Source organism: Streptomyces sp. NPDC051987 (assembly GCF_040680735.1).
Taxonomy (GTDB): Bacteria; Actinomycetota; Actinomycetes; order Streptomycetales; family Streptomycetaceae; genus Streptomyces.
In genome coordinates, this window is sequence record NZ_JBFAXI010000012.1 from 72,484 (window position 1) to 96,359 (window position 23,876).

General features: G+C 73.5%; 22 protein-coding genes. 16 read left to right on the forward strand and 6 right to left on the reverse strand.

Features of this window, described 5'->3' with window-relative positions:
• Positions 1 to 31 precede the first annotated feature (31 nt).
• The 7 genes from rhaI (at position 32) to AB0M11_RS09810 (ending at position 9,006) form a co-directional block, all read left to right on the forward strand.
• Positions 32 to 1,192, forward strand: a complete 1,161-nt coding sequence (gene rhaI, locus AB0M11_RS09780) for an L-rhamnose isomerase (RefSeq protein WP_365703254.1) — start codon at positions 32 to 34, stop codon at positions 1,190 to 1,192.
• Positions 1,193 to 1,337: 145 nt separating this feature from the next.
• The gene (locus tag AB0M11_RS09785; RefSeq protein WP_365703256.1) at positions 1,338 to 3,377 is read left to right on the forward strand and encodes a bifunctional aldolase/short-chain dehydrogenase; all 2,040 of its coding nucleotides are present in this window, start codon (positions 1,338 to 1,340) and stop codon (positions 3,375 to 3,377) included.
• Positions 3,374 to 4,822: a rhamnulokinase family protein gene (locus AB0M11_RS09790; protein WP_365703258.1), complete on the forward strand. Its 1,449-nt coding sequence runs from the start codon at positions 3,374 to 3,376 to the stop codon at positions 4,820 to 4,822. The genes AB0M11_RS09785 and AB0M11_RS09790 overlap by 4 nt, the downstream gene beginning before the upstream one ends.
• A gap of 120 nt (positions 4,823 to 4,942) precedes the next feature.
• Positions 4,943 to 5,698: a (Fe-S)-binding protein gene (locus AB0M11_RS09795; RefSeq protein ID WP_365703260.1), complete on the forward strand. Its 756-nt coding sequence runs from the start codon at positions 4,943 to 4,945 to the stop codon at positions 5,696 to 5,698.
• On the forward strand, positions 5,695 to 7,173 hold the full coding sequence (locus AB0M11_RS09800) for a LutB/LldF family L-lactate oxidation iron-sulfur protein (protein ID WP_365703262.1): 1,479 nt from the start codon (positions 5,695 to 5,697) through the stop codon (positions 7,171 to 7,173). Before AB0M11_RS09795 ends, AB0M11_RS09800 begins: the two co-directional genes overlap by 4 nt.
• Positions 7,170 to 7,829, forward strand: a complete 660-nt coding sequence (locus tag AB0M11_RS09805) for a lactate utilization protein C (protein ID WP_365703264.1) — start codon at positions 7,170 to 7,172, stop codon at positions 7,827 to 7,829. The genes AB0M11_RS09800 and AB0M11_RS09805 overlap by 4 nt, the downstream gene beginning before the upstream one ends.
• Positions 7,830 to 7,851: 22 nt before the next feature.
• On the forward strand, positions 7,852 to 9,006 hold the full coding sequence (locus tag AB0M11_RS09810; protein WP_365703266.1) for an ATP-binding cassette domain-containing protein: 1,155 nt from the start codon (positions 7,852 to 7,854) through the stop codon (positions 9,004 to 9,006).
• Positions 9,007 to 9,030: 24 nt separating this feature from the next.
• On the opposite strand, the gene AB0M11_RS09815 is transcribed toward AB0M11_RS09810, so the two are convergent.
• The 4 genes from AB0M11_RS09815 to AB0M11_RS09830 are packed head-to-tail and all read right to left on the reverse strand — an operon-like array spanning position 9,031 to position 11,965.
• The gene (locus AB0M11_RS09815) at positions 9,031 to 9,627 is read right to left on the reverse strand and encodes a hypothetical protein (protein WP_365703268.1); all 597 of its coding nucleotides are present in this window, start codon (positions 9,625 to 9,627) and stop codon (positions 9,031 to 9,033) included.
• 51 nt (positions 9,628 to 9,678) lie between these two features.
• On the reverse strand, positions 9,679 to 10,620 hold the full coding sequence (locus AB0M11_RS09820) for an ABC transporter substrate-binding protein (RefSeq protein ID WP_365703270.1): 942 nt from the start codon (positions 10,618 to 10,620) through the stop codon (positions 9,679 to 9,681).
• A complete protein-coding gene (locus tag AB0M11_RS09825; RefSeq protein WP_365703272.1) occupies positions 10,617 to 11,288 on the reverse strand; it encodes an ABC transporter permease subunit in 672 nt (223 codons plus the stop codon). The genes AB0M11_RS09820 and AB0M11_RS09825 overlap by 4 nt, the downstream gene beginning before the upstream one ends.
• The gene (locus AB0M11_RS09830; RefSeq protein WP_365703274.1) at positions 11,285 to 11,965 is read right to left on the reverse strand and encodes an ABC transporter permease; all 681 of its coding nucleotides are present in this window, start codon (positions 11,963 to 11,965) and stop codon (positions 11,285 to 11,287) included. The genes AB0M11_RS09825 and AB0M11_RS09830 overlap by 4 nt, the downstream gene beginning before the upstream one ends.
• 135 nt (positions 11,966 to 12,100) lie before the next feature.
• On the opposite strand from AB0M11_RS09830, the gene AB0M11_RS09835 reads away from it, so the two are divergent.
• Complete coding sequence (locus tag AB0M11_RS09835) at positions 12,101 to 12,958, forward strand: MoxR family ATPase (protein ID WP_365703276.1); 858 nt, start codon at positions 12,101 to 12,103, stop codon at positions 12,956 to 12,958.
• Entirely contained in the window at positions 12,955 to 14,358 is a 1,404-nt protein-coding gene (locus AB0M11_RS09840) for a VWA domain-containing protein (protein WP_365703278.1), read from the forward strand. Before AB0M11_RS09835 ends, AB0M11_RS09840 begins: the two co-directional genes overlap by 4 nt.
• Positions 14,359 to 14,408: 50 nt before the next feature.
• On the opposite strand, the gene AB0M11_RS09845 is transcribed toward AB0M11_RS09840, so the two are convergent.
• Positions 14,409 to 14,774 (reverse strand): cupin domain-containing protein, encoded by a 366-nt coding sequence (locus AB0M11_RS09845; protein WP_365703280.1) that lies wholly within the window; start codon positions 14,772 to 14,774, stop codon positions 14,409 to 14,411.
• Positions 14,775 to 14,902: 128 nt separating this feature from the next.
• Here AB0M11_RS09845 and AB0M11_RS09850 point away from each other — a divergent pair, with 128 nt between their 5' ends.
• The 6 genes from AB0M11_RS09850 to AB0M11_RS09875 all read left to right on the forward strand — a co-directional run bounded on the left by AB0M11_RS09850 (position 14,903) and on the right by AB0M11_RS09875 (position 20,528).
• Positions 14,903 to 16,054, forward strand: coding sequence for an FAD-binding oxidoreductase (locus AB0M11_RS09850; RefSeq protein WP_365703282.1), 1,152 nt, complete (start codon positions 14,903 to 14,905; stop codon positions 16,052 to 16,054).
• Positions 16,051 to 16,350 (forward strand): (2Fe-2S)-binding protein, encoded by a 300-nt coding sequence (locus AB0M11_RS09855; RefSeq protein ID WP_365703284.1) that lies wholly within the window; start codon positions 16,051 to 16,053, stop codon positions 16,348 to 16,350. Before AB0M11_RS09850 ends, AB0M11_RS09855 begins: the two co-directional genes overlap by 4 nt.
• A complete protein-coding gene (locus AB0M11_RS09860) occupies positions 16,343 to 17,791 on the forward strand; it encodes an NAD(P)/FAD-dependent oxidoreductase (protein WP_365703286.1) in 1,449 nt (482 codons plus the stop codon). The genes AB0M11_RS09855 and AB0M11_RS09860 overlap by 8 nt, the downstream gene beginning before the upstream one ends.
• A gap of 33 nt (positions 17,792 to 17,824) precedes the next feature.
• The gene (locus tag AB0M11_RS09865) at positions 17,825 to 18,721 is read left to right on the forward strand and encodes a dihydrodipicolinate synthase family protein (protein WP_365703288.1); all 897 of its coding nucleotides are present in this window, start codon (positions 17,825 to 17,827) and stop codon (positions 18,719 to 18,721) included.
• 69 nt (positions 18,722 to 18,790) lie between these two features.
• Complete coding sequence (locus AB0M11_RS09870; protein ID WP_365703290.1) at positions 18,791 to 19,792, forward strand: proline racemase family protein; 1,002 nt, start codon at positions 18,791 to 18,793, stop codon at positions 19,790 to 19,792.
• A gap of 31 nt (positions 19,793 to 19,823) precedes the next feature.
• Positions 19,824 to 20,528 (forward strand): GntR family transcriptional regulator, encoded by a 705-nt coding sequence (locus AB0M11_RS09875; protein ID WP_365703292.1) that lies wholly within the window; start codon positions 19,824 to 19,826, stop codon positions 20,526 to 20,528.
• A gap of 86 nt (positions 20,529 to 20,614) precedes the next feature.
• On the opposite strand, the gene AB0M11_RS09880 is transcribed toward AB0M11_RS09875, so the two are convergent.
• Complete coding sequence (locus AB0M11_RS09880; protein WP_365703294.1) at positions 20,615 to 21,637, reverse strand: LacI family DNA-binding transcriptional regulator; 1,023 nt, start codon at positions 21,635 to 21,637, stop codon at positions 20,615 to 20,617.
• A 287-nt stretch (positions 21,638 to 21,924) separates the two neighbouring features.
• Between AB0M11_RS09880 and AB0M11_RS09885 the strand changes: the two genes are divergently transcribed.
• Positions 21,925 to 23,868, forward strand: coding sequence for a beta-L-arabinofuranosidase domain-containing protein (locus AB0M11_RS09885; protein WP_365703296.1), 1,944 nt, complete (start codon positions 21,925 to 21,927; stop codon positions 23,866 to 23,868).
• Positions 23,869 to 23,876: the final 8 nt, after the last annotated feature.

Genomic DNA, 23,876 nt, shown 5'->3' on the forward strand with positions numbered 1-23,876 from the left:
CAGTTGTTCCGATCCCTCAGGGAGCCCCGAAGTGACCGACCTCGCCGCGGTGAAGGCCGCGCTGAAGACCCAGGCCGTCGAAACGCCGTCGTGGGCGTACGGAAACTCGGGGACCCGCTTCAAGGTGTTCGCCCAGCAGGGCGTGCCGCGCTCGCCGAAGGAGAAGCTGGACGACGCCGCGCAGGTGCACGCCGTGACCGGGGTCGCGCCGACGGTGGCGCTGCACATCCCCTGGGACAAGGTGGACGACTACGCCGACCTGGCCAAGCACGCCGAGGAGCGCGGGCTGCGGCTGGGGGCGATCAACTCCAACACCTTCCAGGACGACGACTACCGGCTCGGCAGCATCTGCCACCCGGACGCGGCCGTGCGCCGCAAGGCCGTCGATCACCTGCTGGAGTGCGTCGACATCATGGACGCGACGGGGTCGGCGGACCTGAAGCTGTGGTTCGCCGACGGCACCAACTACCCCGGCCAGGACGACATCCGGGCGCGCCAGGACCGGCTGGCGGAGGGGCTGGCCGAGGTGTACGCGCGCCTCGGCGACGGGCAGCGGATGCTGCTGGAGTACAAGCTCTTCGAGCCGTCCTTCTACACGACCGACGTGCCGGACTGGGGGACGGCCTACGCCCACTGCCTGAAGCTGGGACCGAAGGCGCAGGTCGTGGTCGACACCGGCCACCACGCGCCGGGCACCAACATCGAGTTCATCGTCGCCACGCTGCTGCGGGAGGGGAAGCTCGGCGGGTTCGACTTCAACTCGCGGTTCTACGCGGACGACGACCTGATGGTGGGGGCCGCGGACCCGTTCCAGCTGTTCCGGATCATGTACGAGGTGGTGCGGGGCGGCGGGTTCACGGCCGAGGTGGCCTTCATGCTGGACCAGTGCCACAACATCGAGGCGAAGATCCCGGCGATCATCCGGTCGGTGATGAACGTGCAGGAGGCCACGGCGAAGGCGCTGCTGGTGGACCGTGCCGCTCTGGCCGACGCGCAGCGTGCCGGGGACGTGCTGACCGCGAACGCCGTGCTGATGGACGCGTACAACACCGATGTGCGGCCGTTGCTCGCCGAGGTGCGTCAGGAGATGGGGCTGGACGCCGACCCTGTCACGGCCTACCGCCGGTCGGGGTGGGCCGAGAAGATCGTCGCCGAGCGGATCGGTGGGCAGCAGGCGGGGTGGGGGGCGTAAGCGTCTGCCCGGTGCTGATCCGTCGCGGGCCGCGGGCCGGATGTGGCTGGTCGCGCCCGCGCGGCGGTAGCCGCTCATCACGTGCGGCCCCGCGCCCCTGACCGGGCGCACTGGTGTACCCCTTGTCACGAAGTGAGGAACCTTCATGTCCACCCATCCCGAAGCCGCCGCCCTCCTCGCCCGGTCGCACCGGCTCGGTGCCGACCCCCGTAACACGAACTACGCCGGCGGCAACGCCTCCGCCAAGGGCACCACGTCCGATCCCGTCACCGGCCAAGAGGTCGAGCTGATGTGGGTGAAGGGATCCGGTGGGGATCTCGGGACGCTCACCGAGGGCGGGCTCGCCGTGCTGCGGCTGGACCGGTTGCGGGCGCTGACCGGTGTCTATCCGGGGGTCGAGCGCGAGGACGAGATGGTCGCCGCCTTCGACTACTGCCTGCACGGCAAGGGCGGGGCCGCGCCCTCCATCGACACGGCCATGCACGGGCTGGTCGACGCCCCGCACGTCGACCACCTGCACCCGGACTCCGGGATCGCGCTGGCCTGTGCCGCCGACGGGGAGAAGCTGACCGCGGAGTGCTTCGGGGACCGTGTGGTGTGGGTGCCGTGGCGCCGGCCCGGGTTCCAGCTGGGGCTGGACATCGCCGCGATCAAGGCGGCCAACCCGCGGGCCATCGGGTGTGTGCTCGGCGGGCACGGGATCACGGCCTGGGGCGACAGCTCCGAGGAGTGCGAGCGCAACTCGCTGCACATCATCCGCACCGCCGAGGAGTTCCTCGCGGAACGCGGGAAGGCAGAGCCGTTCGGGCCCCTCGTCGAGGGCTACGGCGCGCTGGCGGAGTCCGAGCGGCGGGAGCGGGCGGCCGCGCTCGCGCCGTACGTCCGGGCGATCGCCTCCCAGGACCGGGCCCAGGTCGGGCACTTCACCGACTCCGACGTCGTGCTCGACTTCCTGGCACGGGCCGAGCATCCGCGGCTGGCCGCGCTGGGCACCTCGTGCCCGGACCACTTCCTGCGGACGAAGGTGCGGCCGCTGGTGCTCGACCTGCCGCCGGCCGCACCGGTGGAGGAGGCCGTGGCCCGGCTGCGCGAGCTGCACGCCGCGTACCGCGAGGAGTACGCCGCCTACTACCGGCGGCACGCCGACGCGGACTCGCCCGCGATGCGCGGGGCCGACCCGGCCGTCGTGCTGATCCCGGGGGTCGGGATGTTCTCGTTCGGCAAGGACAAGCAGACCGCCCGGGTGGCAGGTGAGTTCTACGTCAACGCGATCAACGTGATGCGCGGGGCCGAGGCCGTGTCGGCGTACGCGCCGATCGAGGAGTCGGAGAAGTTCCGGATCGAGTACTGGACCCTTGAGGAGGCCAAGCTCCAGCGGATGCCGAAGCCGAAGGCACTGGCCACCCGGGTGGCGCTGGTGACGGGCGCCGGCAGCGGGATCGGGAGGGCGATCGCGCACCGGCTGGCGGCCGAGGGGGCGTGTGTCGTCGTCGCCGATCTCAACGCCGAGGGCGCGGCCGCGGTGGCCGAGGAGCTGGGCGGGGCGGACCGGGCCGTCGCGGTCACCGTGGACGTGACGTCGGAGGAGCAGATCGCGGCGGCGTTCCGGGCCGCCGCGCTCGCCTTCGGCGGGGTGGATCTGGTCGTCAACAACGCGGGTGTCTCGATCTCCAAGCCCCTGCTGGAGACGTCGGCGAAGGACTGGGACCTCCAGCACGACATCATGGCCCGCGGATCGTTCCTGGTGTCGCGGGAGGCGGCGCGGGTGATGATCGCCCAGGGGCTGGGCGGGGACGTGGTCTACATCGCCTCCAAGAACGCCGTGTTCGCCGGGCCCAACAACATCGCGTACTCCGCGACCAAGGCGGATCAGGCCCATCAGGTGCGGCTGCTCGCCGCCGAGCTGGGTGAGCACGGGATCCGGGTCAACGGGGTGAACCCCGACGGTGTGGTGCGCGGGTCGGGGATCTTCGCCGGGGGGTGGGGGGCTCAGCGCGCCGCCGTGTACGGGGTGGAGGAGTCCAAGCTGGGCGAGTTCTACGCGCAGCGGACGATCCTCAAGCGGGAGGTGCTGCCCGAGCACGTGGCGAACGCGGTGTTCGCGCTGACGGGCGGGGAGCTGACCCACACCACCGGGCTGCACGTGCCCGTCGACGCGGGTGTGGCGGCCGCCTTCCTGCGATGAGCGGCACGGTGAGGTCGTACGCCGCGGTAGACCTGGGCGCGTCCAGCGGGCGGGTCATGGTCGGCCGGGTGGGGCCGGACTCCGTGGAGCTGACCGAGGCGCACCGGTTCGTGAACCGGCCGGTGCGGGTGCCGGAAGGGCTGCGGTGGGACGTCCTCGCGCTGTACGGGGGTGTGCTGGACGGCCTGCGGACGGCGGGGCAGGTCGACTCGGTCGGCATCGACAGCTGGGCCGTGGACTACGGGCTGCTGGACGCCGACGGGGCGCTGCTCGGCAACCCGGTGCACTACCGGGACGCCCGCACGGCAGGGGTCGCCGAGCAGGTGTGGGCGAGGGTGCCGGCGGCGGAGCTGTACGCCCGCACCGGGTTGCAGTACGCGCCCTTCAACACCCTCTACCAGCTGGTGGCCGCTCGGTCCAGCGGCCAGTTCGCGCACGCCGAGCGGCTGTTGCTCATCCCCGACCTGCTGACGTACTGGCTGACGGGCGAGCAGGGCACGGAGTTGACCAACGCCTCCACCACACAGCTGATCGATCCCCGGACGCGCGACTGGTCGTCCGAGGTCACGGACCGGCTGGGGATCGACCTCGGGCTGTTCGCGCCGCTGCGGCGCCCCGGGGATCCGGCAGGTGTGCTGCGGCCCGAGGTGCTCGCGGAGACCGGACTGACCGGGCCGGTGCCGGTGACGGCCGTGGGCTCGCACGACACCGCGTCCGCGGTGGCCGCCGTACCGGCCACCGGTGAGCGGTTCGCGTACATCTGCACCGGCACCTGGTCGCTGGCCGGGCTGGAGCTGGACGCGCCCGTACTGACCGAGGAGAGCAGGGCCGCCAACTTCACCAACGAGCTGGGGCTGGACGGCACGGTCCGCTATCTGCGCAACATCATGGGACTGTGGCTGCTCCAGGAGTGCGTACGAGCCTGGGGCGACCCGGATCTGGGCGAGCTGCTGCGGGCGGCGGCCGGCGTGCCGGTGCTGCGGTCGGTGGTGGATGCGGGGGATGCCGGGTTCCTGGCTCCCGGGCGGATGCCGGAGCGGATCGCGGAGGCCTGCCGGGCCTCGGAACAGCCGGTGCCGCGCACGCCCGCCGAGACCACCCGGTGCATCCTCGACTCCCTCGCGCTCGCCCATCGGCGGGCGGTGACCCAGGCCCAGCGGCTCGCCGGCCATCCGGTGGACACGGTGTACGTGGTGGGCGGGGGCACCCGCAACGCGCTGCTGTGCCAGCTGACCGCCGACGCCTGCGGGCTGCCGGTGGTGGCCGGTCCGACGGAGGCGGCCGCCCTGGGGAACGTCCTGGTCCAGGCCCGTGCGCACGGTCTCGTCGGTGATCTCGCCGACATGCGGCGGCTGCTCGCCCGTACCCAGCCGCTGACCCGGTACACGCCGAGCGGCGGCACCGCCCGCTGGGAGGCGGCCGAGGCGCGTCTGGCCGCACGGTGACCGGGCGTCACCGGCCACCCCGTGGCGGCTTCCGACGCGCCGTGCCGCGATCGGGTCTCCCGCTGCCCGCACCGGCCCATTACCCTGCACTCATCCGATGATCGACCTCTAGGAGCCGCGATGCGTGTCGCTCTCTTCCTGACCTGCGTCAACGACACGCTCTATCCGGACACCGGTCGTGCCGTGGTGAAACTCCTGACCAGACTGGGCGTCGAGGTGGACTTCCCGATGGCGCAGACCTGCTGCGGCCAGGCCCACTACAACACCGGCTACCGACATGAGGCGGAGCCGCTGGCCCGGCATTTCTCCGATGTCTTCGGGGAGTACGAGGCGATCGTGACCCCGTCCGGGTCGTGCGGGGCGATGGTGCGGGAGCTGTATCCGCGGATGGGCGAGCGGGCGCGGGCGGAGGGGCGCGGGAGCGCGCTGGCCACGGCGCTGGCGCCGGTGGTGCCCAAGACCTACGAGCTCACGGAGTTCCTGGTGGACGTGCTGGGGGTGACGGACGTCGGGGCGTACTACCCGCACACCGTGACCTACCACCCGACCTGCCACGGGCTGCGGAGCCTGGGCCTCGGCGACCGCCCCCGCCGCCTCCTCGCGGCCGTCAGGGGCCTGGAACTGGTGGAGCTGCCGGGCGCCGAGGAGTGCTGCGGGTTCGGCGGCACGTTCGCGCTGAAGAACTCCGACGTCTCGGCGGCGATGGGCACCGACAAGGTGCGCAACGCGGAGTCGACCGGCGCCGAGGTGCTGTGCGCCGCCGACAACTCCTGCCTGATGCACATCGGCGGCACCATGACCCGGCTGGGCAGCGGGCTGCGGCCGGTGCATCTCGCGGAGATCCTGGCGAGCACCGAGGAGGAGCCGGCCGCATGAGCGGGACGTATCTGGGCATGCCGGCCTTCCCCAAGGCCGCGCACGAGGCCGTCGGCAACCGCACGCTGCGCGGGAACCTGCGCCATGCCACGCACACCATCCGCGCCAAGCGGGCCAGGGCGGTCGCCGAGGTGTCCGACTGGGCGGCGCTGCGCGAGGCGGGCAAGCAGATCAAGGACCACACGCTCCGTCATCTCGACCGCTATCTCGTCCAGTTGGAGGAGTCGGTGACGGCGGCGGGCGGTACGGTCCACTGGGCCGCCGACGCCGACGAGGCGAACCGGATCGTCACCGAACTGGTGAAGGCGACCGGTGAGTCGGAGGTCGTGAAGGTCAAGTCGATGGCCACGCAGGAGATCGGGCTCAACGAGGCCCTCGAAGGGGCGGGCATCCGCGCCTACGAGACCGATCTCGCCGAACTGATCGTGCAGCTCGGCCACGACCGGCCCTCGCACATCCTCGTGCCCGCCATCCACCGCAACCGCGGTGAGATCAGGGACATCTTCCGGCGCGAGATGGGCGAGTGGGGGCGCCCGGCCCCCGAGGGGCTGACCGACACCCCCGCCGAACTCGCCGAGGCGGCCCGGCTGCACCTGCGGGAGAAGTTCCTGCGCGCGAAGGTCGGGATCTCCGGGGCCAACTTCATGGTCGCCGAGACCGGCACCCTGGTCGTCGTCGAGTCCGAGGGCAACGGGCGGATGTGCCTGACCCTGCCCGAGACGCTGATCTCGGTCGTCGGCATCGAGAAGATCGTGCCGTCCTGGCGGGACCTGGAGGTCTTCCTGCAGACCCTGCCGCGTTCGTCGACGGCCGAGCGCATGAACCCCTACACCAGCATGTGGACCGGCACAACGGACGGCGACGGCCCGAGCACCTTCCACCTGGTCCTGCTGGACAACGGCCGCACCGACACCCTCGCGGACGAGGTCGGCCGCCAGGCCCTGCGCTGCATCCGCTGCTCGGCCTGCCTCAACGTCTGCCCGGTCTACGAGCGGGCCGGCGGCCACGCCTACGGCTCGGTCTACCCGGGCCCGATCGGCGCCATCCTCAGCCCCCAGCTGAGGGGCACGCAGAGCGAGATCGACGCCTCGCTCCCCTACGCCTCCTCGCTGTGCGGGGCGTGCTACGAGGTGTGCCCGGTCGCCATCGACATCCCCGAGGTGCTGGTGCACCTGCGCGAACGGGTCGTCGAGGGCGGGGCGGCGGTCCGCGGCGGGAACAAGGTGGTGCTCAAGCCGGCCAAGGGGCACGCGGCCGAGCGTGCGGCGATGCGCGCGGCCCGCTGGGCGCTCTCGCACCCGGCCGCGCTGCGCACCGGCCAGCGGCTCGCCTCCCGCAGCCGCCGCCTGCATCCCCGTACCCTGCCGGGTCCCGGGCGGGCGTGGAGCGGTACCCGGGACCTGCCCGCCGTGCCGGCGGAGCCGTTCCGGGACTGGTGGCAGCGGACCGGCGGCGCGAAGGGCGGTGCGAAGTGAGCAGCAGGGAGCGGATCCTGGGCCGGGTGCGGCGGGCACTGGCCGAGGTGCGGGACGAGGAGACACCCGTCGAGCGGGCGTACCTGCGCGAGCACGGGGAGCGGAGCATCGCGGAGACGGTGGATCTGCTCGCGGAGAACCTGGCCGACTACCGGGCGGTCGTGCACCGCTGCGCGCGGCACGAACTGCCGGACGTGATAGGGCGGTTGGTCGCCGAGCGCGGTTCGCGGTCCGTGGTCGTGCCCGCGGGGCTCCCCGCGGAGTGGCTCGCGGCGACCGAGGCCGAGCGGATCGCGGACCGGGCCGGGAGCACCCCGCACGAACTCGACCGGGTCGGCAGCGTGGTCACCGGATGCGCGGTGGCGGTCGCCGAGACCGGCACGATCGTGCTGGACGGCGGCCCGGACCAGGGCCGCCGCCGGATCACCCTCGTGCCCGATCACCACATCTGTGTCGTACGGGTCCCGGAGCAGGTGGTGTCCTCCGTGCCCCAGGCCCTCGAACGGCTCGCCCCGACCCGGCCGTCGACCTGGATCTCCGGGCCTTCGGCCACCAGCGACATCGAGCTGGACCGGGTCGAGGGGGTGCACGGTCCGCGCACCCTGGAGGTGGTGCTCGTCGACAGCGGGCGGCCGGCCGGCGAGGGCGGTCGGTGACGTGCGCGGTCGACGTGCGGGAATGATCCGGTTCGAGCAGGTCACCAAGCGGTACGCGGACGGCACGACCGCGGTGGACGGCCTTTCCTTCGAGGTGGCCGAGGGGGAACTCGTCACCCTGGTCGGCCCCTCCGGCTGCGGCAAGACCACGACGATGATGATGGTCAACCGGCTCATCGAACCGACCTCGGGCCGGATCCTCGTCGGCGGCGAGGACGTGGCCGGCGTCGACCCGGTGCGGCTGCGGCGCCGGATCGGCTATGTCATCCAGCAGGTGGGGCTGTTCCCGCACCGGACGGTCCTCGACAACACCGCGACGGTCCCCGCGCTGCTCGGCTGGAAACGGGCCAGGGCACGGGCCCGCGCCGCCGAGCTGCTGGATCTCGTGGGCCTCGACCCGAAGACGTACGGGCCGCGCTACCCCGACCAGCTCTCCGGCGGCCAGCGGCAGCGCGTCGGCGTGGCCCGGGCACTCGCCGCCGACCCCCCGGTGCTGCTGATGGACGAGCCGTTCGGCGCGGTCGACCCGGTGGTGCGGGAGCAGTTGCAGGACGAGTTCCTCAGGATGCAGGCCGCCGTACGCAAGACCGTGCTGCTGGTCACACACGACATCGAGGAGGCGGTACGGCTCGGCGACCGGATGGCGGTGTACGGGCGGGGGCGCATCGAGCAGTTCGACACCCCGGGTGCCGTACTGGGCAGGCCGGCCACCCCGTACGTGGCCGGGTTCGTGGGCGCGGACCGCGGGCTGAAGCGGCTGTCCGTGACCGCCGTGGAGCCGGACGACCTGGAACAGCCGCCGGTCGTCCGGCTGGACGAGTCCGCCGGGCGCGCCGCGGCACGGCTGCGGGCGGCGGGTGCCCGGTGGGCGGTGGTCCTGGACCCGGACGGCGGCCTGCACGGCTGGGTGGGCCGGGACGAGCTGGCGGCGGGCGGCACGGTCGGCGCTCTCGCCCACCGGATGACCGCGTGGGTGCCGGTGGGCGCCCCGCTGAAGCAGGCGTTGGGGGTCATGCTCCAGCACGACGCCGGGTGGGTGGCGGTGCTGGACGGCTCGCGCTTCCTCGGCGTGCTGACCCCGGCCGGGCTGCACGAGGCGCTGCGCCGCTCGGTGGACGCGGACGCGCGTGGTGTCCCGCGCGGTCAGGTGCCGTTCGACTCGGTGCCGGGCGCCTGACCGGGGGCGCGCGGCCGGCGGTCGTCAGCAGTAGGTCATCGGGCAGCCGCGGCGCAGCGAGTGCTGGGCGGCGCGCAGGTAGAGCGCGACGTAGAAGGCGGTGTCCAGGTCCTCGCCCCAGGGGCCGGGACGGACGGCGGCCGTCTCCTTCGCCGGGCCGTCCAGGAACCACATGGTCAGATCCAGGTTGTCGCAGGCCTCCGGTATCGCCTCGACGGGCAGGCCGATCGCCGCCGCGAGCCGCTGCGCGAGGGCGAGCACCTCGGGTGCGCCGGCGACCACCGTGTCGTCGCCGTAGGAGGATTCGACGGGCAGCCGGATCTCCTCGTCGAGTGAGAACGGCACCAGCACCGACCACCCCAGCAGCAGGTCGCCTTCCTCGGGTGACAGGTGTTCCTCGCAGAGTGCGGCGAAGCCGTCCATGGGCGGCACCAGCTTCTCCTCGAACGACAGCCCCGAGCCGCGCACGAAGGCGGCCGCCTCGGGCACCGACTCGTACGGCGCCAGCCCGCGGCGTCGCAGCTCCTCGTCGAGGGCGGCGGCGAGGGCGCCCTTGCCGCCCTCGTCCGCGTCTCCGTCGAGCCACTCCTGCGCGCCGACACTCACCAGATAGATCCCCATGCCCCGAACCTACCGCGCGGCACTGACACCGGCCCCGGCCGCCGCCCGCCGTCACGTCAGCAGGCCCTTGTCCCGCAGGTAGGTCCGGGCCACGTCCTGGGCCAGTCGCCGCCGGCTGTCGACCTGCTGGTCCATGGCGGCCAGGTCGGCCGTCGTCAGGACGTGGTTGAGCCTGCCGAGTGCTTTCGTCACCCGCTCGGCGCCGGCCCTGGCCCGGTTGACGACGGGGACGACGTAGTCGGCGTTCTGCAGGTGCCGGTCGTCGGCGAGGAGGACCAGGCCGAACTGGCCGAGGGTCGCGTCCGTGGTCGTGGTCAGCACCATCTGGTCCTGCCCGTTCTGCACGGCCCGCTTGGCCTGGGTGGTGCCCACGCCCTTGGGGTCGACGCCGGTGATGTCGATGCCGTAGACCTTCTTCAGCCCCGGTGCGCAGTACGGCCGTTGCACGCACTCGTCGCCGGCCGCGAGCCGCACCTTCAGTCCCGAGGCGCCGAGGTCGCTGAGCGTCCTGAGGTGGTGCTGCCGGGCGTAGGCGACGGTGACCGCGAAGGCGTTCTGGTCCACCGCCCTTCCGGGGTCGAGGACGGTGAGGCCGCGGGGGGTGGCGAGGCGGCGCAGCGCGGTCATGGTGCCGGCGAGGTCGGGTGAGCCCACGGGGGGCGCGTCGGGGCCGTTGGTCCTGGCGCCCAGCCAGTCGGCGAAGGTGGCCGCGTACTCGGGGACGACGTCGATCTGCCCGGACTCCAGGGCGGGTTCGTAGATCTCGCGGTCGGCGACGGTGATCAGGGAGGTCCGGTATCCGGCCTGGCCCAGGAGCTGGGCGTACAGCTGGGCGAGCAGGTCGCTCTCGGTGAACCCGGCGGAGCCGACGGTCAGGTGCCGGCTGTCGCCCGGAGGCGCGGTGACCTCGCCGCGGTGCTCCAGGGAGGGGCCGGTGGCGCAGGCGGTGAGGGTGAGCAGGAGTGCGGCGCCGGCCGCCGTGCGGTTCCTCATCGCGCGCTCCGCGTCCGGACCGGGGGGAGCCGTTCCAGGAGCGCGAAGACGCCCTCGACGAGCAGGGCGAAGACGGCGACCAGGACCGCTCCGGCGACCACCATGGGTGTGCTGGCCAGGTTGAACCCGGCGGTGATGATCCGGCCGAGCCCGCCGCCGCCGGCGAGCGCGGCGATGGTGGCGGTGGCGACGAGCTGCACGGCCGCGATCCGCACCCCGTTGAGGACCAGGGGGAGCGAAAGGGGCAGTTCCACGTGGAACAGCACCTGTCGCCCGGTCATCCCCATCCCTCGCGCGGCCCGCACGACGGCACGGTCGACCTCGCGCATGCCGACGTAGGCGTTGGTGAGCAGGGGCGGCACGGCGAACAGCACCAGGGCGACCACCGTGGGACCCTCGCTCCAGCCGCCGAGCGGGGTGAGGAGCAGCAGCACCAGAACGGCGAAGGTGGGGACGGCGCGGCCGACGTTGGAGAGGTTGACGGCGAGCGCGCCGCCCCTGCCGAGGTGGCCGAGGACCAGCGCGACGGGGAGCGCGATCAGGCAGCTGACGACCAGGCAGACGACGGTCAGGGTGAGGTGCTGGAGCAGCCGGTGCCCGATGCCGTCGTCGCCGGCCCAGTGCGCGGGGTCGGTGAGCCAGGCCCAGGCGTCGGCGAGGGCGGTCACCTGCGGGCCGCCCGCGTCCAGGGGGTGAGCAGCCGCTGCACGCCGAGCAGCAGCAGGTCGGCGGCGACGGCGATGACCACGCAGAGCACGGACGCGGTGAGGACCTGGGCCTTGAAGTAGGTGTTCATGCCGGCGTAGATCAGGTTGCCCAGTCCGCCGAAGCCGACGATCGCGCCGACGGTGACCAGGGAGACCGCGGAGACGGTGGCGATGCGCAGGCCGGCCATCGCGGCGGGCAGGGCGAGGGGCAGTTCGACGGTGAGCAGGAGGCGGATCGGGCCGTACCCCAGCCCGCGGGCGGCCTGCCGGGTCTCGGCGGGGACGGCGCGCAGGCCCGCGAGGAGGTTGCGGACGAGCAGGGTGAGTGAGTAGAGGGCCAGGCCGGCGACGACGAGTCCGGCCGAGAGGCCGTACAGGGGCAGGAGCAGGGAGAACATCGCCAGGGACGGGATGGTGTAGAGGACGGTGGTGACCCCGAGGACGGGTCCGGACGCCCAGCGGGAGCGGCGGGCCAGCAGGGCCAGGGGAACGGCGACGGCGAGGGCGACGAGCACCGAGACCGAGGTGAGCCGCAGGTGCTGGCCGAGGGCGTCGAGGAGGATCTGGCGGCGGCTGGTCAGGTAGGCGCCGCAGAGCCACTCGTTGCGCGCGAGGCAGTCGTCCGGGGGCGCGGTCACGCGTCCATTGCATCCCAGGGGCGAGCGGCCCGGCGCGTCGTGGTGATCCGTCCGGGGTCACGGAGGGTGGCACGCCGCCTGAACAAGCGCTTAGATAGTGGGGTCCGAGAGAACGCACCCCAGTCGGAGGCCCCGTTGTTCACTTCCGTCGACGACGTCGCCGCGCGCCTCGCGGGGACCGGCTATCTGGCCTCCCCCGCCGTCGCCACCACCGTCTTCCTCGCCGACCGGCTGGGCAAGCCACTCCTCGTCGAGGGTCCCGCCGGGGTGGGCAAGACGGAGCTGGCCAAGGCCGTGGCCGAGGTCGCCGGGGCCCGGCTGGTGCGGCTGCAGTGCTACGAGGGCGTGGACGAGTCCCGGGCGCTGTACGAGTGGAACCACGCCAAGCAGCTGCTGCGGATCAGCGCCGGCCGCGACGAGACCTGGGACGAGGCCCGCACCGACATCTTCAGCGAGGAGTTCCTGCTCCCCCGCCCGCTGCTCACCGCGATCCGCGGCGACGACCCGAAGGTGCTGCTCATCGACGAGACGGACAAGGCCGACGTCGAGGTGGAGGGCCTGCTCCTGGAGGTGCTCAGCGACTTCCAGGTGACCGTCCCCGAGCTGGGCACCGTCACCGCGACCCGCCGCCCCTTCGTCGTCCTCACCTCCAACGCCAGCCGTGAGCTGTCCGAGGCGCTGCGCCGCCGCTGCCTGTTCCTGCACATCGGCTTCCCGGACGAGGAGCTGGAGCGCCGGATCGTCCGGCTGAAGGTGCCGGGGCTCACCGAGGCGCTCACCGAGTCCGTCGTCCGGGTGGTCGGCGCGCTGCGCGCGATGGACCTGCGCAAGGTCCCCTCGGTGGCGGAGACGATCGACTGGGCGCGCACCCTGCTCGCGCTCGGCGCCGACACGCTGGACGAACAGGTCGTACGGGATTCCCTGGGCGTGATCCTCAAGCACCAGGACGACATCCAGAAGGCGGCCGCCAAACTGGACCTGGACGCGCTGTGAGCACTCCGGCCGCCGCACCGGCCGGCGCTCCGGCCGACCTCGCCGCCCGGCTGACGGGACTGGTCGGCGCGCTGCGGGCGCACGGGGTGCGGATCGGCACCGGGGAGACCGTGGACGCCGGCCGGGCGATGGCGGCGCTGGGCCTGGCGGACCGCGAGCTGCTGCGCGAGGGGCTGGCGGCGACCCTGCTGCACGGCACCGGCCAACGGGGCGTGTTCGACCAGGTCTTCGACCTCTACTTCCCGCGCGGGGTGGGCGGGCCCGGCGCTGGTTCCGGTGACCCGGCCGCCGACCGGGAGGAGCTGCGGGAACGGCTCGCGGCGGCGCTGGCGGACGACGACACCGCGCTGCTGCGGCAGTTGGCGGCCGAGGCTGTGGACGGCCTGGGCGGATACGGGAGTTCGCCGGGTTCGGACGGGTGGTCGTCGTACCAGACCCTGGACCGGCTGCGGCCGCAGACGCTGCTGGCGCGGGTGCGGGTGCGGGCGGATGTCCGCGGGCGGGGCTCGGACGGCTCCGGGTTCGCGGACCGGCTGCTCGACGACGAGATCCGGCGGCGCATCGACGCCTTCCGCGGCATGGTCGCGGCGGAGGCCCGGCGCCGGGTGGCGGAGCGGCGCGGACGGGACGAGATCGCCCGGCGGGCGGTCGCCCCGAGCGCCGACCGGGTGGACTTCCTGTCCGCCGGGCGGGAGCAGCTCAGCGAGCTGCGCAGGACCGTGCGGCCGCTGGCGCGGAAGCTGGCCACCCGGCTGGCCGCACGCCGCCGCCGGGCCGCACGGGGCACCATCGACCTGCGCCGCACCCTGCGCGGGTCGCTGTCGACCGGCGGGGTCCCTCTGCGGCCGGTGCTGCGCCGGCGTCGGCCGGTCCGTCCCGAACTGGTGCTGCTGTGCGACGTCTCCGGCTCGGTGTCGGGGTTCTCCGACTTCACGATGCTGCTGGTGCAGGCGCTGCACGACCAGTTCAGCAAGGTCCGGGTGTTCGCGTTCGTCAACCGGATCGACGAGGTGACCGGCCTGCTGGAGCACGGCCGGGCCGATCCGGAGGGGCTGGGCGCCCGGATCCGCGCGGAGGCGACGCTCACCGGCTGGCACGGCAGCAGCGACTACGGGATGGCGTTCGGCGAGTTCGCGGAGCGGTACGGCGCCGCGGTGACCCCGCGCACCACGGTGTTCGTGCTCGGGGACGCCCGAACCAACAACCTCGACCCGAACCTCGCCGCCGTCCGCGAGATCGCCCGGCAGGCGCGGCGCGTCTACTGGCTGAACCCCGAACCGCTCTCCCTGTGGGGCACCGGCGACTCGGCCGCGCCGGAGTACGCGGAGCTGACGGAGATGCACGAGTGCCGCACCGCACGGCAGCTCGGCGGGCTGATCGGGCGGCTGCTGCCGGTGTGACGCACCGGGTGCCGCCACCCGCGGACGGTGACGGCACCCGGTGACCCTGCTCAGCTCTCCTTGGCCTTCGCGTAGTCGGTCGCCATGCCGCCGGCGAAGTCGTACAGGATGACCTGTTCGTCTCCCACCACCCAGGCGTCGTGTCCCGGCGGGCAGACGAAGACGTCGCCGGGGCCGATCTCGCCCTCACCGCCGTCGTCCATGACGAGGCGCATCCTGCCCTGCACCACATAGCCGTTGTGGTGGACCATGCAGTGCTCGGTGCCCGCGATCGGCGCCACCGACTCCGTCCAGCGCCAGCCCGGCTCGAAGGTGGCGACGGCGAAGTCGAGGCCGGTCATGTGCACGGCCTCCAGGTGACCGCGGGGGAAGTCACGCCGCTCGTCCGGCTTGTCGACCGTCTTGATCTCCAGCATGACGGTGTCCTTCCTTCGCACTCCCGCCGACCACTCCATCGTCTTCCTGTCAACTCGGGAGCGCCATTCGTGGGGGCGATCGGCTCGGCGGCCTTCCGCCGCTTGGTGCCATGTGACATATTACTGCCGTGAGCATGCGACTGACCTGCGACGTCGTGGTGATCGGGGCGGGCATGGTGGGCGCCGCCTGCGCCCTGTACGCGTCCCGGGCGGGGCTGGACGTGATCGTGGTGGACCGCGGCCCGGTGGCCGGCGGCACCACCGGGGCGGGCGAGGGCAATCTGCTCGTCTCCGACAAGGAAGCGGGGCCCGAGCTCGAACTGGCCCTGATGTCCAGCCGGTTGTGGACCGGCCTGGCCGCGGAGCTGGGCGACCGGATCGAGTACGAGCCGAAGGGCGGAGTGGTCGTCGCCGCCGAACCGGAGGGGCTGGCCGCCCTGGAGCGGTTCGCGGCCGGGCAACGGGCGGCCGGAGTGGTGGCGCAGAACGTGAGCGCGGATCGGCTCCACGACCTGGAGCCGTACCTGGCACCCGGACTCGCGGGCGGTGTGCGCTACCCCCAGGACGCCCAGGTGATGCCGGCGCTGGCCGCCGCGCATCTCGTGCGGGCCTCCGGCGCCCGCCTGGCGACCGGCCGCACGGTGACGGAGGTGCTGCGCGGCGCCGACGGTGCCGTGTGCGGGGTCCGGACCGACCACGGCGACCTGCACGCCCCGGCCGTGGTCAACGCGGCCGGGACCTGGGGCGGCGAACTGGCCGTCCGCGCCGGGGTGCGCCTGCCGCTCCTCCCCCGGCGCGGCTTCGTCCTGGTCACCGAGCCGTTGCCGCGCCGGGTACGGCACAAGGTGTACGCGGCCGACTACGTGGCCGACGTGGCCAGCGACTCGGCCGCCCTGCAGACCTCGCCGGTCGTCGAGGGCACGGCGGCCGGACCGGTCCTGATCGGGGCGAGCCGGGAACGCGTCGGCTTCGACCGGTCGTTCTCGCTGCCGGCGGTGCGGGCGCTGGCGGCGGGCGCGATCCGGCTCTTTCCCTTTCTGTCCGGGGTCCGGGCGATGCGCAGTTATGCGGGTTTCCGCCCGTACCTGCCCGACCACCTCCCCGCGATCGGCCCCGATCCCCGGGCACCGGGCCTGTTCCACGCCTGCGGGCACGAGGGCGCGGGCATCGGACTCGCCACCGGCACCGGCCAGTTGATCGCCCAGGTGCTGAGCGGCGGGACACCCGAACTGGATCTGACCCCGTTCCGTCCCGAGCGCTTCGACGAGGAGGCCGCGTGAACCCCCTGGAGCTGGCCGGGGCCCGGCCGGGCCCCGCCTTCACCGTCACCTTCGACGACCGCGAACTCACGGCCCTGCCCGGCCAGACGGTCGCCGCCGCGCTCTGGGCGTCCGGTGTCACGTCCTGGCGGACCACGCGCCGTACGGGCCGTCCCCGCGGGGTGTTCTGCGGGATCGGCGTCTGCTTCGACTGCCTGGTCACCGTCAACGACCGTCCCGGCCAACGGGCCTGCCTCGTGCCCGTCGAGCCGGGCGACGTGATCCGTACGCAGCAGGGCACGGGGCACGATGACTGACACGAGCCCCCGGCAGGGGCCACCCCGCCTGGCCGTGATCGGCGCGGGTCCGGCCGGTCTCGCCGCCACCCTGGCAGCCGCCCGGCACGGCCTGCGCGTCACCCTGATCGACGCGGCGCCGGAGGCGGGCGGTCAGTTCTACCGGCTGCCCGCCGCCGCTCTCGGCGCCCGCCGCCCGCAGGCCCTGCATCACCGGTGGCGCGGCTGGGAACTGCTGCGTGACGGCCTCGACCGGCAGATCACGGCGGGGCGGGTGACCCACCTCCGCGACCATCACGTGTGGTGCGTGACACGGGGACGGCGGTCCGGTTTCACCGTGCACGCGCTGCTCGGACCCGCCCAGGAACAGCCCGTCGAGGTGCGCGCGGACGCGGTGCTGCTCGCGACCGGCGGTCACGAGAAGGTGCTGCCCTTCCCCGGCTGGACGCTCCCCGGGGTCGTCACGGCGGGCGGCGCCCAGGCCATGCTGAAGGGCGCCCTGGTGCTGCCGGGTCGTACGGCCGTCGTGGCCGGCACCGGACCGCTGCTGCTGCCGGTGGCGACCGGGCTCGCGGCGGCGGGGGCCCGGGTGGCGGCCCTGGTGGAGTCCGCCGACCCGTGGGCCTTTCTGCGCCACTCCGCCGCGCTGGCCGCCCAGCCGGCCAAGCTCGCCGAAGGCGCCTGGTACGCGGCCCGGCTGCTGCGGCACGGCGTGCGCACCCTGGTCCACCACACCGTCGTCGAGGCGCACGGCGACCAGCGGCTCGAAGCCGTCACCGTCGCCGCTTTGGACACCGCGGGCCGGGTGCGGCCCGGCACCCGGCGGCGCATCGACTGCGACACGCTGGCCGTCGGGCACGGGATGCTCCCGCACACCGATCTCGCCGAGGGCCTGGGCTGCCGGATCGACGGGGTCGCGGTGCACGTGGACGACGAACAGCGCACCGACGTGCCGGGGGTGTGGGCGGCGGGCGAGGCCACCGGCGTCGGAGGCGCGGAACTCGCCCTGGCCGAGGGACATCTCGCGGGCCGGTCGGCCGCCGCGCGGCTGTCGGGCCGGGAGCCGGACGCGCACGGCCGGGCGCGGGCCGCCCGGGTCCGGGCCGGGCTGCGGCGGTTCGCCGCGGCGCTGGACGACGCGTACGCGCCGCCCGCGCACTGGGCCGAGCAGGTCACCGACGACACGGTCGTCTGCCGGTGCGAGGAGGTCACCGGCGGGGCGGTCCGGCGGGCGGTGACCGAGCTGGGCGCGGGGGACGTACGCACCGTCAAACTGCTCACTCGGGCGGGGATGGGCTGGTGCCAGGGGCGGATGTGCGGGTCGGCGGTCGCCGGGCTGACCGGCTGCCCGGAGACGGCGACGCGCAGGCCGTTCGCCCGGCCGGTGCCGCTCGGGGTGCTCGCTCGGGCCGGGGACACCGGTGCCGTCGACGGCACCGGCGGCATCGACGACGAACAGTGATATGTCACATTCCACCACTCCGGAGGTGCCCAGATGACCACTCCCCCCTCCCGCCCCTGGCGCGGTGTCCTCGTGGCCACCGCGCTCCCCCTGCGCGACGATCTCTCCGTCGACCACGAGAAGTACGCCGAGCACTGCGCCTGGCTGGTCGAGAACGGCTGCGACGGCGTCGTGCCGAACGGCTCGCTCGGTGAGTACCAGGTCCTCACTGCCGAGGAACGGGCCGCGGTGGTGGAGACCGCGGTGGCCGCGGTCGGCGGGGCGCGGGTCATGCCCGGGGTCGCCGCCTACGGTTCGGCCGAGGCCCGCCGCTGGGCGGAGCAGGCGCGGGACGCCGGCTGCGCGGCCGTGATGCTGCTGCCGCCCAACGCGTACCGCGCCGACGAGCGTTCGGTGCTGGCGCACTACGCGGAGGTCGCGCGGGCGGGGCTGCCGGTCGTGGCGTACAACAACCCCGTCGACACCAAGGTCGACCTGGTGCCGGAACTCCTCGCCAGGCTGCACGGCGAGGGGTACGTGCACGCCGTCAAGGAGTTCTCTGGCGATGTCCGGCGCGCCTACCAGCTGGCCGAACTCGCCCCCGGACTGGACCTGTTGATCGGCGCCGACGACGTCCTGCTGGAGCTGGCGATCGCGGGCGCCAAGGGCTGGGTGGCCGGTTACCCGAACGCGCTGCCGGCGTCGTCGGTCGAGCTGTACCGCGCGGCGGTGAGCGGGGACCTGGACACCGCCAGGCGACTGTACGAGCAGCTGCATCCGCTGCTGCGCTGGGACTCCAGGGTCGAGTTCGTCCAGGCCATCAAGTTGTCCATGGACATCGTCGGCCGCCACGGCGGCGTCTGCCGGCCACCGCGCGTGCCGCTGCTGCCCGAGCAGGAGGCCGCGGTCCGCGCGGCCACCGAGAAGGCCGGGGCGGCCGGACTGTCCTAGCCGGACGAGCCGGACGAGCCGGACGAGCCGTTCCGGCAGGGCCCCACCCGACCGATCTCCAGGAGCGTCATGCGCAGCACACTCGTCCTGCACGCCGTCGACTCGCACACCGAGGGCATGCCCACCCGCGTGATCACCGGCGGGATCGGGACCATTCCCGGCGCGACCATGAACGAGCGGCGGCTGTACTTCCGTGAACACCGCGATCACATCAAGCAGTTGCTGATGAACGAACCGCGCGGGCACGCCGCGATGAGCGGGGCGGTCCTGCAGCCGCCGACCCGGCCCGACTGCGACTGGGGCGTGGTCTACATCGAGGTCTCCGGCTATCTGCCGATGTGCGGGCACGGCACGATCGGTGTGGCGACCGTGCTCGTGGAGACCGGGATGGTGGAGGTGGTGGAGCCGGTCACCACCATCCGGCTCGACACCCCGGCCGGTGTGGTCGTCGCCGAGGTCGCGGTGGAGGGCGGCGCGGCGCGGAACGTCACGTTGCGGAACGTGCCGTCGTTCTCGGTCGCGCTGGACCGGAAGATCGTGCTGGCCGACGGTCGGTCGGTGACCTACGACCTGGCGTACGGCGGCAACTTCTACGCCATCCTCCCGCTGGAGGAGTTCGGCCTGCCCTTCGACCGCGCCCGGAAGGACGACATCCTCCGGGCCGGGCTGTCCCTCATGGCCGCGATCAACGCGGAGGCGGAGCCCGTCCACCCGGAGGACCCGACCATCCGCGGCTGCCACCACGTCCACCTGATCGCCCCCGGCGCCACCGCCCGCCACTCCCGGCACGCGATGGCCATCCACCCCGGCTGGTTCGACCGCTCCCCGTGCGGCACCGGCACCAGCGCGCGGATGGCCCAGCTGCACGCCCGCGGCGAACTCCCGCTGCACACCGAGTTCGTGAACGAGTCCTTCATCGGCACCCGGTTCACCGGCCGGCTGCTGGGCACCACCGAGGTGGCCGGCCGCCCCGCGGTCCTGCCCAGCTTCACCGGCCGGGCCTGGATCACCGGCACGGCCCAGTACCTGCTGGACCCGGACGACCCGTTCCCGGCCGGCTTCGTACTCTGATCCTCCCCGCACCCGTACCAGGAGTTCCGCCATGGCCGACCAGCCCAGCAGTCCGAGCGCCGCCGCTCCCGCCATTCCGTCGCTCGGCGGCCGGAAACCGAACTTCCGGGAGCGGGTCGTGGACGTGCTGCGTGCCGCGCTGATCGCCGGTGAGCTGCGCCCCGGCGAGGTGTACTCGGCGCCGGGGCTCGCCCCCCGCCTGGGCGTCTCCGCGACCCCGGTGCGGGAGGCCATGCTCGAACTCGTGAAGGAGGGCATGGTCGAGATCGTCCCGAACAAGGGGTTCCGGGTCACCGCCGTCTCCGAGCGGCAGCTCGACGAGTACACGCACGTCCGGTCCCTGATCGAGATCCCGACGACCGTCGCTCTCGCGGCCACGGCCGACCCCGGTGACCTGGAGGCGCTGCGGCCGCTCGCCCTGGAGATCGTCACCTCGGCCGTGAAGGGCGACCTCATCGCGTACGTCGAGGCCGACCTGGCCTTCCACCTCGGGCTGCTGGCGCTGGCCGGCAACGACCATCTCGTGGAGGTGGTACGGGACCTGCGGCGCCGTTCGCGGTTGTACGGGCTGACGGCGCTGGTGGCGGCGGGACGGCTGAAGGCCTCCGCCGAGGAGCACCTGGAACTCCTCGACGCCCTGTCGGCCCGCGACGAACAGGCCGTGCGCGAGGTCATGACCCGCCACCTGGGCCACGTGCGCGGCCTGTGGGCGGCCCGGCAGCCCGAGCGGCACTGACCGCCCCGCGAACCACCCTCCGGGGCGGCCGAGTCCGAGGTCGGGGTCGTGGTCGATGCCGTGGACGGACACCGCCACCTCCACCGTCAGCTGGACTCGCGCACCACCAGGCGGCACGGCACGGTGTGCACCCCGGGCTCCGGCTCCTCGTCGATGGCCCTGAGCAGCCGCAGCGCGGCGATCCGGCCGATCTCGGCCAGGTTCATGTCGACGGTGGTGAGCGGCGGGCGGCAGGCGAGGGCCATGGTGTCCCAGTTGTCGTAGCCGACCACGGCGATGTCCCCCGGCACGTCCTTGCCGCGCTCGCGCAGCGCGTCCGCGACGCCCCGGGCGATCTGGTCGTTGCCGCAGAAGAAGGCGTCCGTGTCGGGCGCCGTCCGCAGCACCGCGTCGGCGGCGCGCCTTCCCCAGGCCTCGCTCCACTCCCCGAAGTGCACCCGCCCGGCGGCCAGCCGCAGGCCCGCCTCGGCCAGGTGCTCGACGGCGTGCCGGGCGCGGTCCCGGGCGGCCTGGTGGTGCTCGGGTCCGGTGACGTGGGCGATGCGGGTACGGCCGGTGGCGAGCAGGTGCTCCACGGCGAGCCGGGCCCCGCCGCGGTCGTCGGTGACCACCGAGGTGTCGGCGGGGCCGGTCGACGGGGCGAGGGCGTACACGACCGGGATCGCCGGGTCGATGCCGGTCAGCGGCGGGCGGGGGTCGGTACGGCGGCCGGCCACGATGACGCCGTCGACCCGCCGGTCGGTGAGGGTGCGCAGGTGATGCTGCTCGCGGATGGCGTCGCCCCGGGTGTCGCAGAGCAGGACGGAGATCTTCCCGGCGCCGAGCGCGTCCTCCGCGCCGAGCAGGACGGGGGTGCTGAACCGTCCGATGCCGTCCGTCGTCATCAGGCCGACCGTCCAGCTGCGGCCGCTGTGCAGGCTCTGCGCGTGCTGGTTGGGCCGGAACCCGAGCGCCTGCACCGCGTCCATGACCCGCTGCCGGGTCTCCGGGCGCATCCGGCCGGCGCCGTTCAGCGCCTTGGACGCCGTGCCGACGCTGACACCGGCGAGCGCGGCGACATCGGTGAGCCTGGCCCGGCCGGTGGGCGGGGAGTCTGGAGCAGAGGTCACGGGCAAACCTTTTCCTCGATGGTTTCTCGACCGCGTCACCCGTCTCACGGCGACAGAGCCGCCCGCCATCCTCCCAGCCCGCCAGGTGAAGGGCCAGACCCCTGGAGCGACTTGAGAAATCCGTGCCGGGCGTCTTGACCGCCGTCTCCGACTGCCCTGTACTTCTCGACGAGAAAACGGTTGCCCACCATGGTCCCGCACCTCGCCACGCCCGAGGTTCCGGACGACGTTCGGGATACCGACAGCACTGACGTCACGGCGCCCACCCCTCCTCACCCCGGAGAGCCATGCCCCGCACCCGCTCCGCCCCGCCCTCCCCCGTCGGCCCGGTCCGGCTCACCCCCGACGCCCGTACGGCGCTGCGTCCGGCAGCCGTCACCATCGACGCGGGCTTCTGGCACGACCGTCGCACCACCAACGCCAGGGTCTCCCTCCCCCAGGGTCCGGACCTGCTGGAGTCCGCCGGGAACCTGCACAACCTCCGGCTGGCGGCGGCAGCACGGGAGGCGTCGCCGGAGGCGGCGGGCGAGGGCGGGTTCCGGGGCGCGTTCCCCTTCGTCGACACGGACGTCTACAAGTGGCTGGAGGCGGCGTCCTGGCACCTCGCGGAGAACCCGGACGCGTCGCTGGCCGCCGAGGTGGAACGGATCGTCGCCCTGGTGGCCGCCGCCCAGCAGCCCGACGGCTACCTCAACACCTGGTTCCAGCTGGTCAAGGGCGGTGAGCGGTACCAGGACCTGCGCTGGGGGCACGAGCTGTACTGCGCCGGCCACCTGATCCAGGCCGCCGTGGCCCACCACCGCTCCACCGGGCGCGCCGAACTCCTCGACGTGGCCCGCAGGTTCGCCGACCACATCGACTCGGTGTTCGGTCTGCCGGGCAGCGGCAGGCCCCTCGACGGCGTCGACGGCCACCCCGAGGTGGAGACGGCCCTGGTGGAGCTGTACCGGGAGACCGGCGAGCGCCGCTACCTGGACCTGGCCGGGTATTTCGTGGACCGGCACGGCCACGGCCTGCTGGGCGGCGACGCCTACTGCCAGGACCGGGTGCCGCTGCGCGAGGCGACGAACGTCGAGGGGCACGCCGTACGCCAGTTGTACCTGCTGGCTGCGGCCGCGGACCTGGCGGCGGAGACCGGGGACGCCGAACTGCGGTCGGCCGGGGAGCGGTTGTGGCAGGCCATGACGACCACCAAGACCCACCTCACCGGCGGGCTCGGCGCGCACCACGACAAGGAGGACTTCGGCGACCCCTACGAACTCCCCAACGAGCGCGCCTACTGCGAGACCTGCGCCGCCATCGCCTCCGTCCAGTGGAGCTGGCGCATGGCCCTGCTCACCGGCCGGGCCCGCTACTCCGACCTGATCGAACGCACCCTCTACAACGGCTTCCTGGCCGGGGTCTCGCTGGACGGCGAGCGGTGGCTGTACGTCAACCCGCTCCAGGTCCGCGACGGCCACACCGACACCGGCGGCGACCAGTCGGCCCGCCGCACCCGCTGGTTCCGCTGCGCCTGCTGCCCGCCCAACGTGATGCGGCTGCTGGCGAGTCTGCAGCACTACCTGGCGTCGTGCGACGAACAGGGCCTGCAGATCCACCAGTTCGTCACCGGGACGTACGCGACCGACCGGGTCCGGGTGCGGGCCGAGACGGACTACCCCTGGCACGGCACGGTCGCGTTCACCGTGCTGGAGACCCCGTCCGACGGCCCCTGGACGCTGTCACTGCGCATCCCGGAGTGGTGCCGGGAGTTCCGGGTGCGGTGCGGCGAGGAGACGTACGAGGCACCGGTGGACGACGGCTGGCTGCGGCTGACGCGGACCTGGGAACCGGGCGACCGGGTGGTGCTGGAACTCACCCTGGAGCCGCGGCTGACCGCCGCCGATCCGCGCGTGGACGCCGTACGCGGCTGTGCGGCGATCGAGCGCGGGCCGCTCGTGCACTGCCTGGAGCAGGTCGACCACCCGGGCGGCGGTCTCGACGACATCGTCCTCGACCCGTCCCGGCCGCTCGCCGTGAAGCACCGCCCGGACCTCCTCGGCGGTGTCACCACCGTGGTGGCCGGAGGCCGGCGCCGCCGCGTCCCCGACCGCGGCTGGTGGCCGTATGCCCCGGCGACCGGTGCAGAGGCCGGACCCGAGGGCGAGCCGGTCGAGCTGACCGCGATCCCGTACCACGTCTGGGCCAACCGCGAGGACGGCAGCATGCGCGTCTGGCTCCCCACCTCCTGAGACACCCC

What these genes read in the sequence shown, in the direction of transcription:
- AB0M11_RS09785 (WP_365703256.1), top strand. Translation starts at nt 1,338, where the DNA reads ATGTCCACCCATCCCGAAGCCGCCGCCCTCCTCGCCCGGTCGCACCGG.
- AB0M11_RS09790 (WP_365703258.1), top strand. Translation starts at nt 3,374, where the DNA reads ATGAGCGGCACGGTGAGGTCGTACGCCGCGGTAGACCTGGGCGCGTCC.
- AB0M11_RS09795 (WP_365703260.1), top strand. Translation starts at nt 4,943, where the DNA reads ATGCGTGTCGCTCTCTTCCTGACCTGCGTCAACGACACGCTCTATCCG.
- AB0M11_RS09800 (WP_365703262.1), top strand. Translation starts at nt 5,695, where the DNA reads ATGAGCGGGACGTATCTGGGCATGCCGGCCTTCCCCAAGGCCGCGCAC.
- AB0M11_RS09810 (WP_365703266.1), top strand. Translation starts at nt 7,852, where the DNA reads ATGATCCGGTTCGAGCAGGTCACCAAGCGGTACGCGGACGGCACGACC.
- AB0M11_RS09815 (WP_365703268.1), bottom strand. Translation starts at nt 9,627, where the DNA reads ATGGGGATCTATCTGGTGAGTGTCGGCGCGCAGGAGTGGCTCGACGGA.
- AB0M11_RS09820 (WP_365703270.1), bottom strand. Translation starts at nt 10,620, where the DNA reads ATGAGGAACCGCACGGCGGCCGGCGCCGCACTCCTGCTCACCCTCACC.
- AB0M11_RS09845 (WP_365703280.1), bottom strand. Translation starts at nt 14,774, where the DNA reads ATGCTGGAGATCAAGACGGTCGACAAGCCGGACGAGCGGCGTGACTTC.
- AB0M11_RS09860 (WP_365703286.1), top strand. Translation starts at nt 16,343, where the DNA reads ATGACTGACACGAGCCCCCGGCAGGGGCCACCCCGCCTGGCCGTGATC.
- AB0M11_RS09865 (WP_365703288.1), top strand. Translation starts at nt 17,825, where the DNA reads ATGACCACTCCCCCCTCCCGCCCCTGGCGCGGTGTCCTCGTGGCCACC.
- AB0M11_RS09870 (WP_365703290.1), top strand. Translation starts at nt 18,791, where the DNA reads ATGCGCAGCACACTCGTCCTGCACGCCGTCGACTCGCACACCGAGGGC.
- AB0M11_RS09875 (WP_365703292.1), top strand. Translation starts at nt 19,824, where the DNA reads ATGGCCGACCAGCCCAGCAGTCCGAGCGCCGCCGCTCCCGCCATTCCG.
- AB0M11_RS09885 (WP_365703296.1), top strand. Translation starts at nt 21,925, where the DNA reads ATGCCCCGCACCCGCTCCGCCCCGCCCTCCCCCGTCGGCCCGGTCCGG.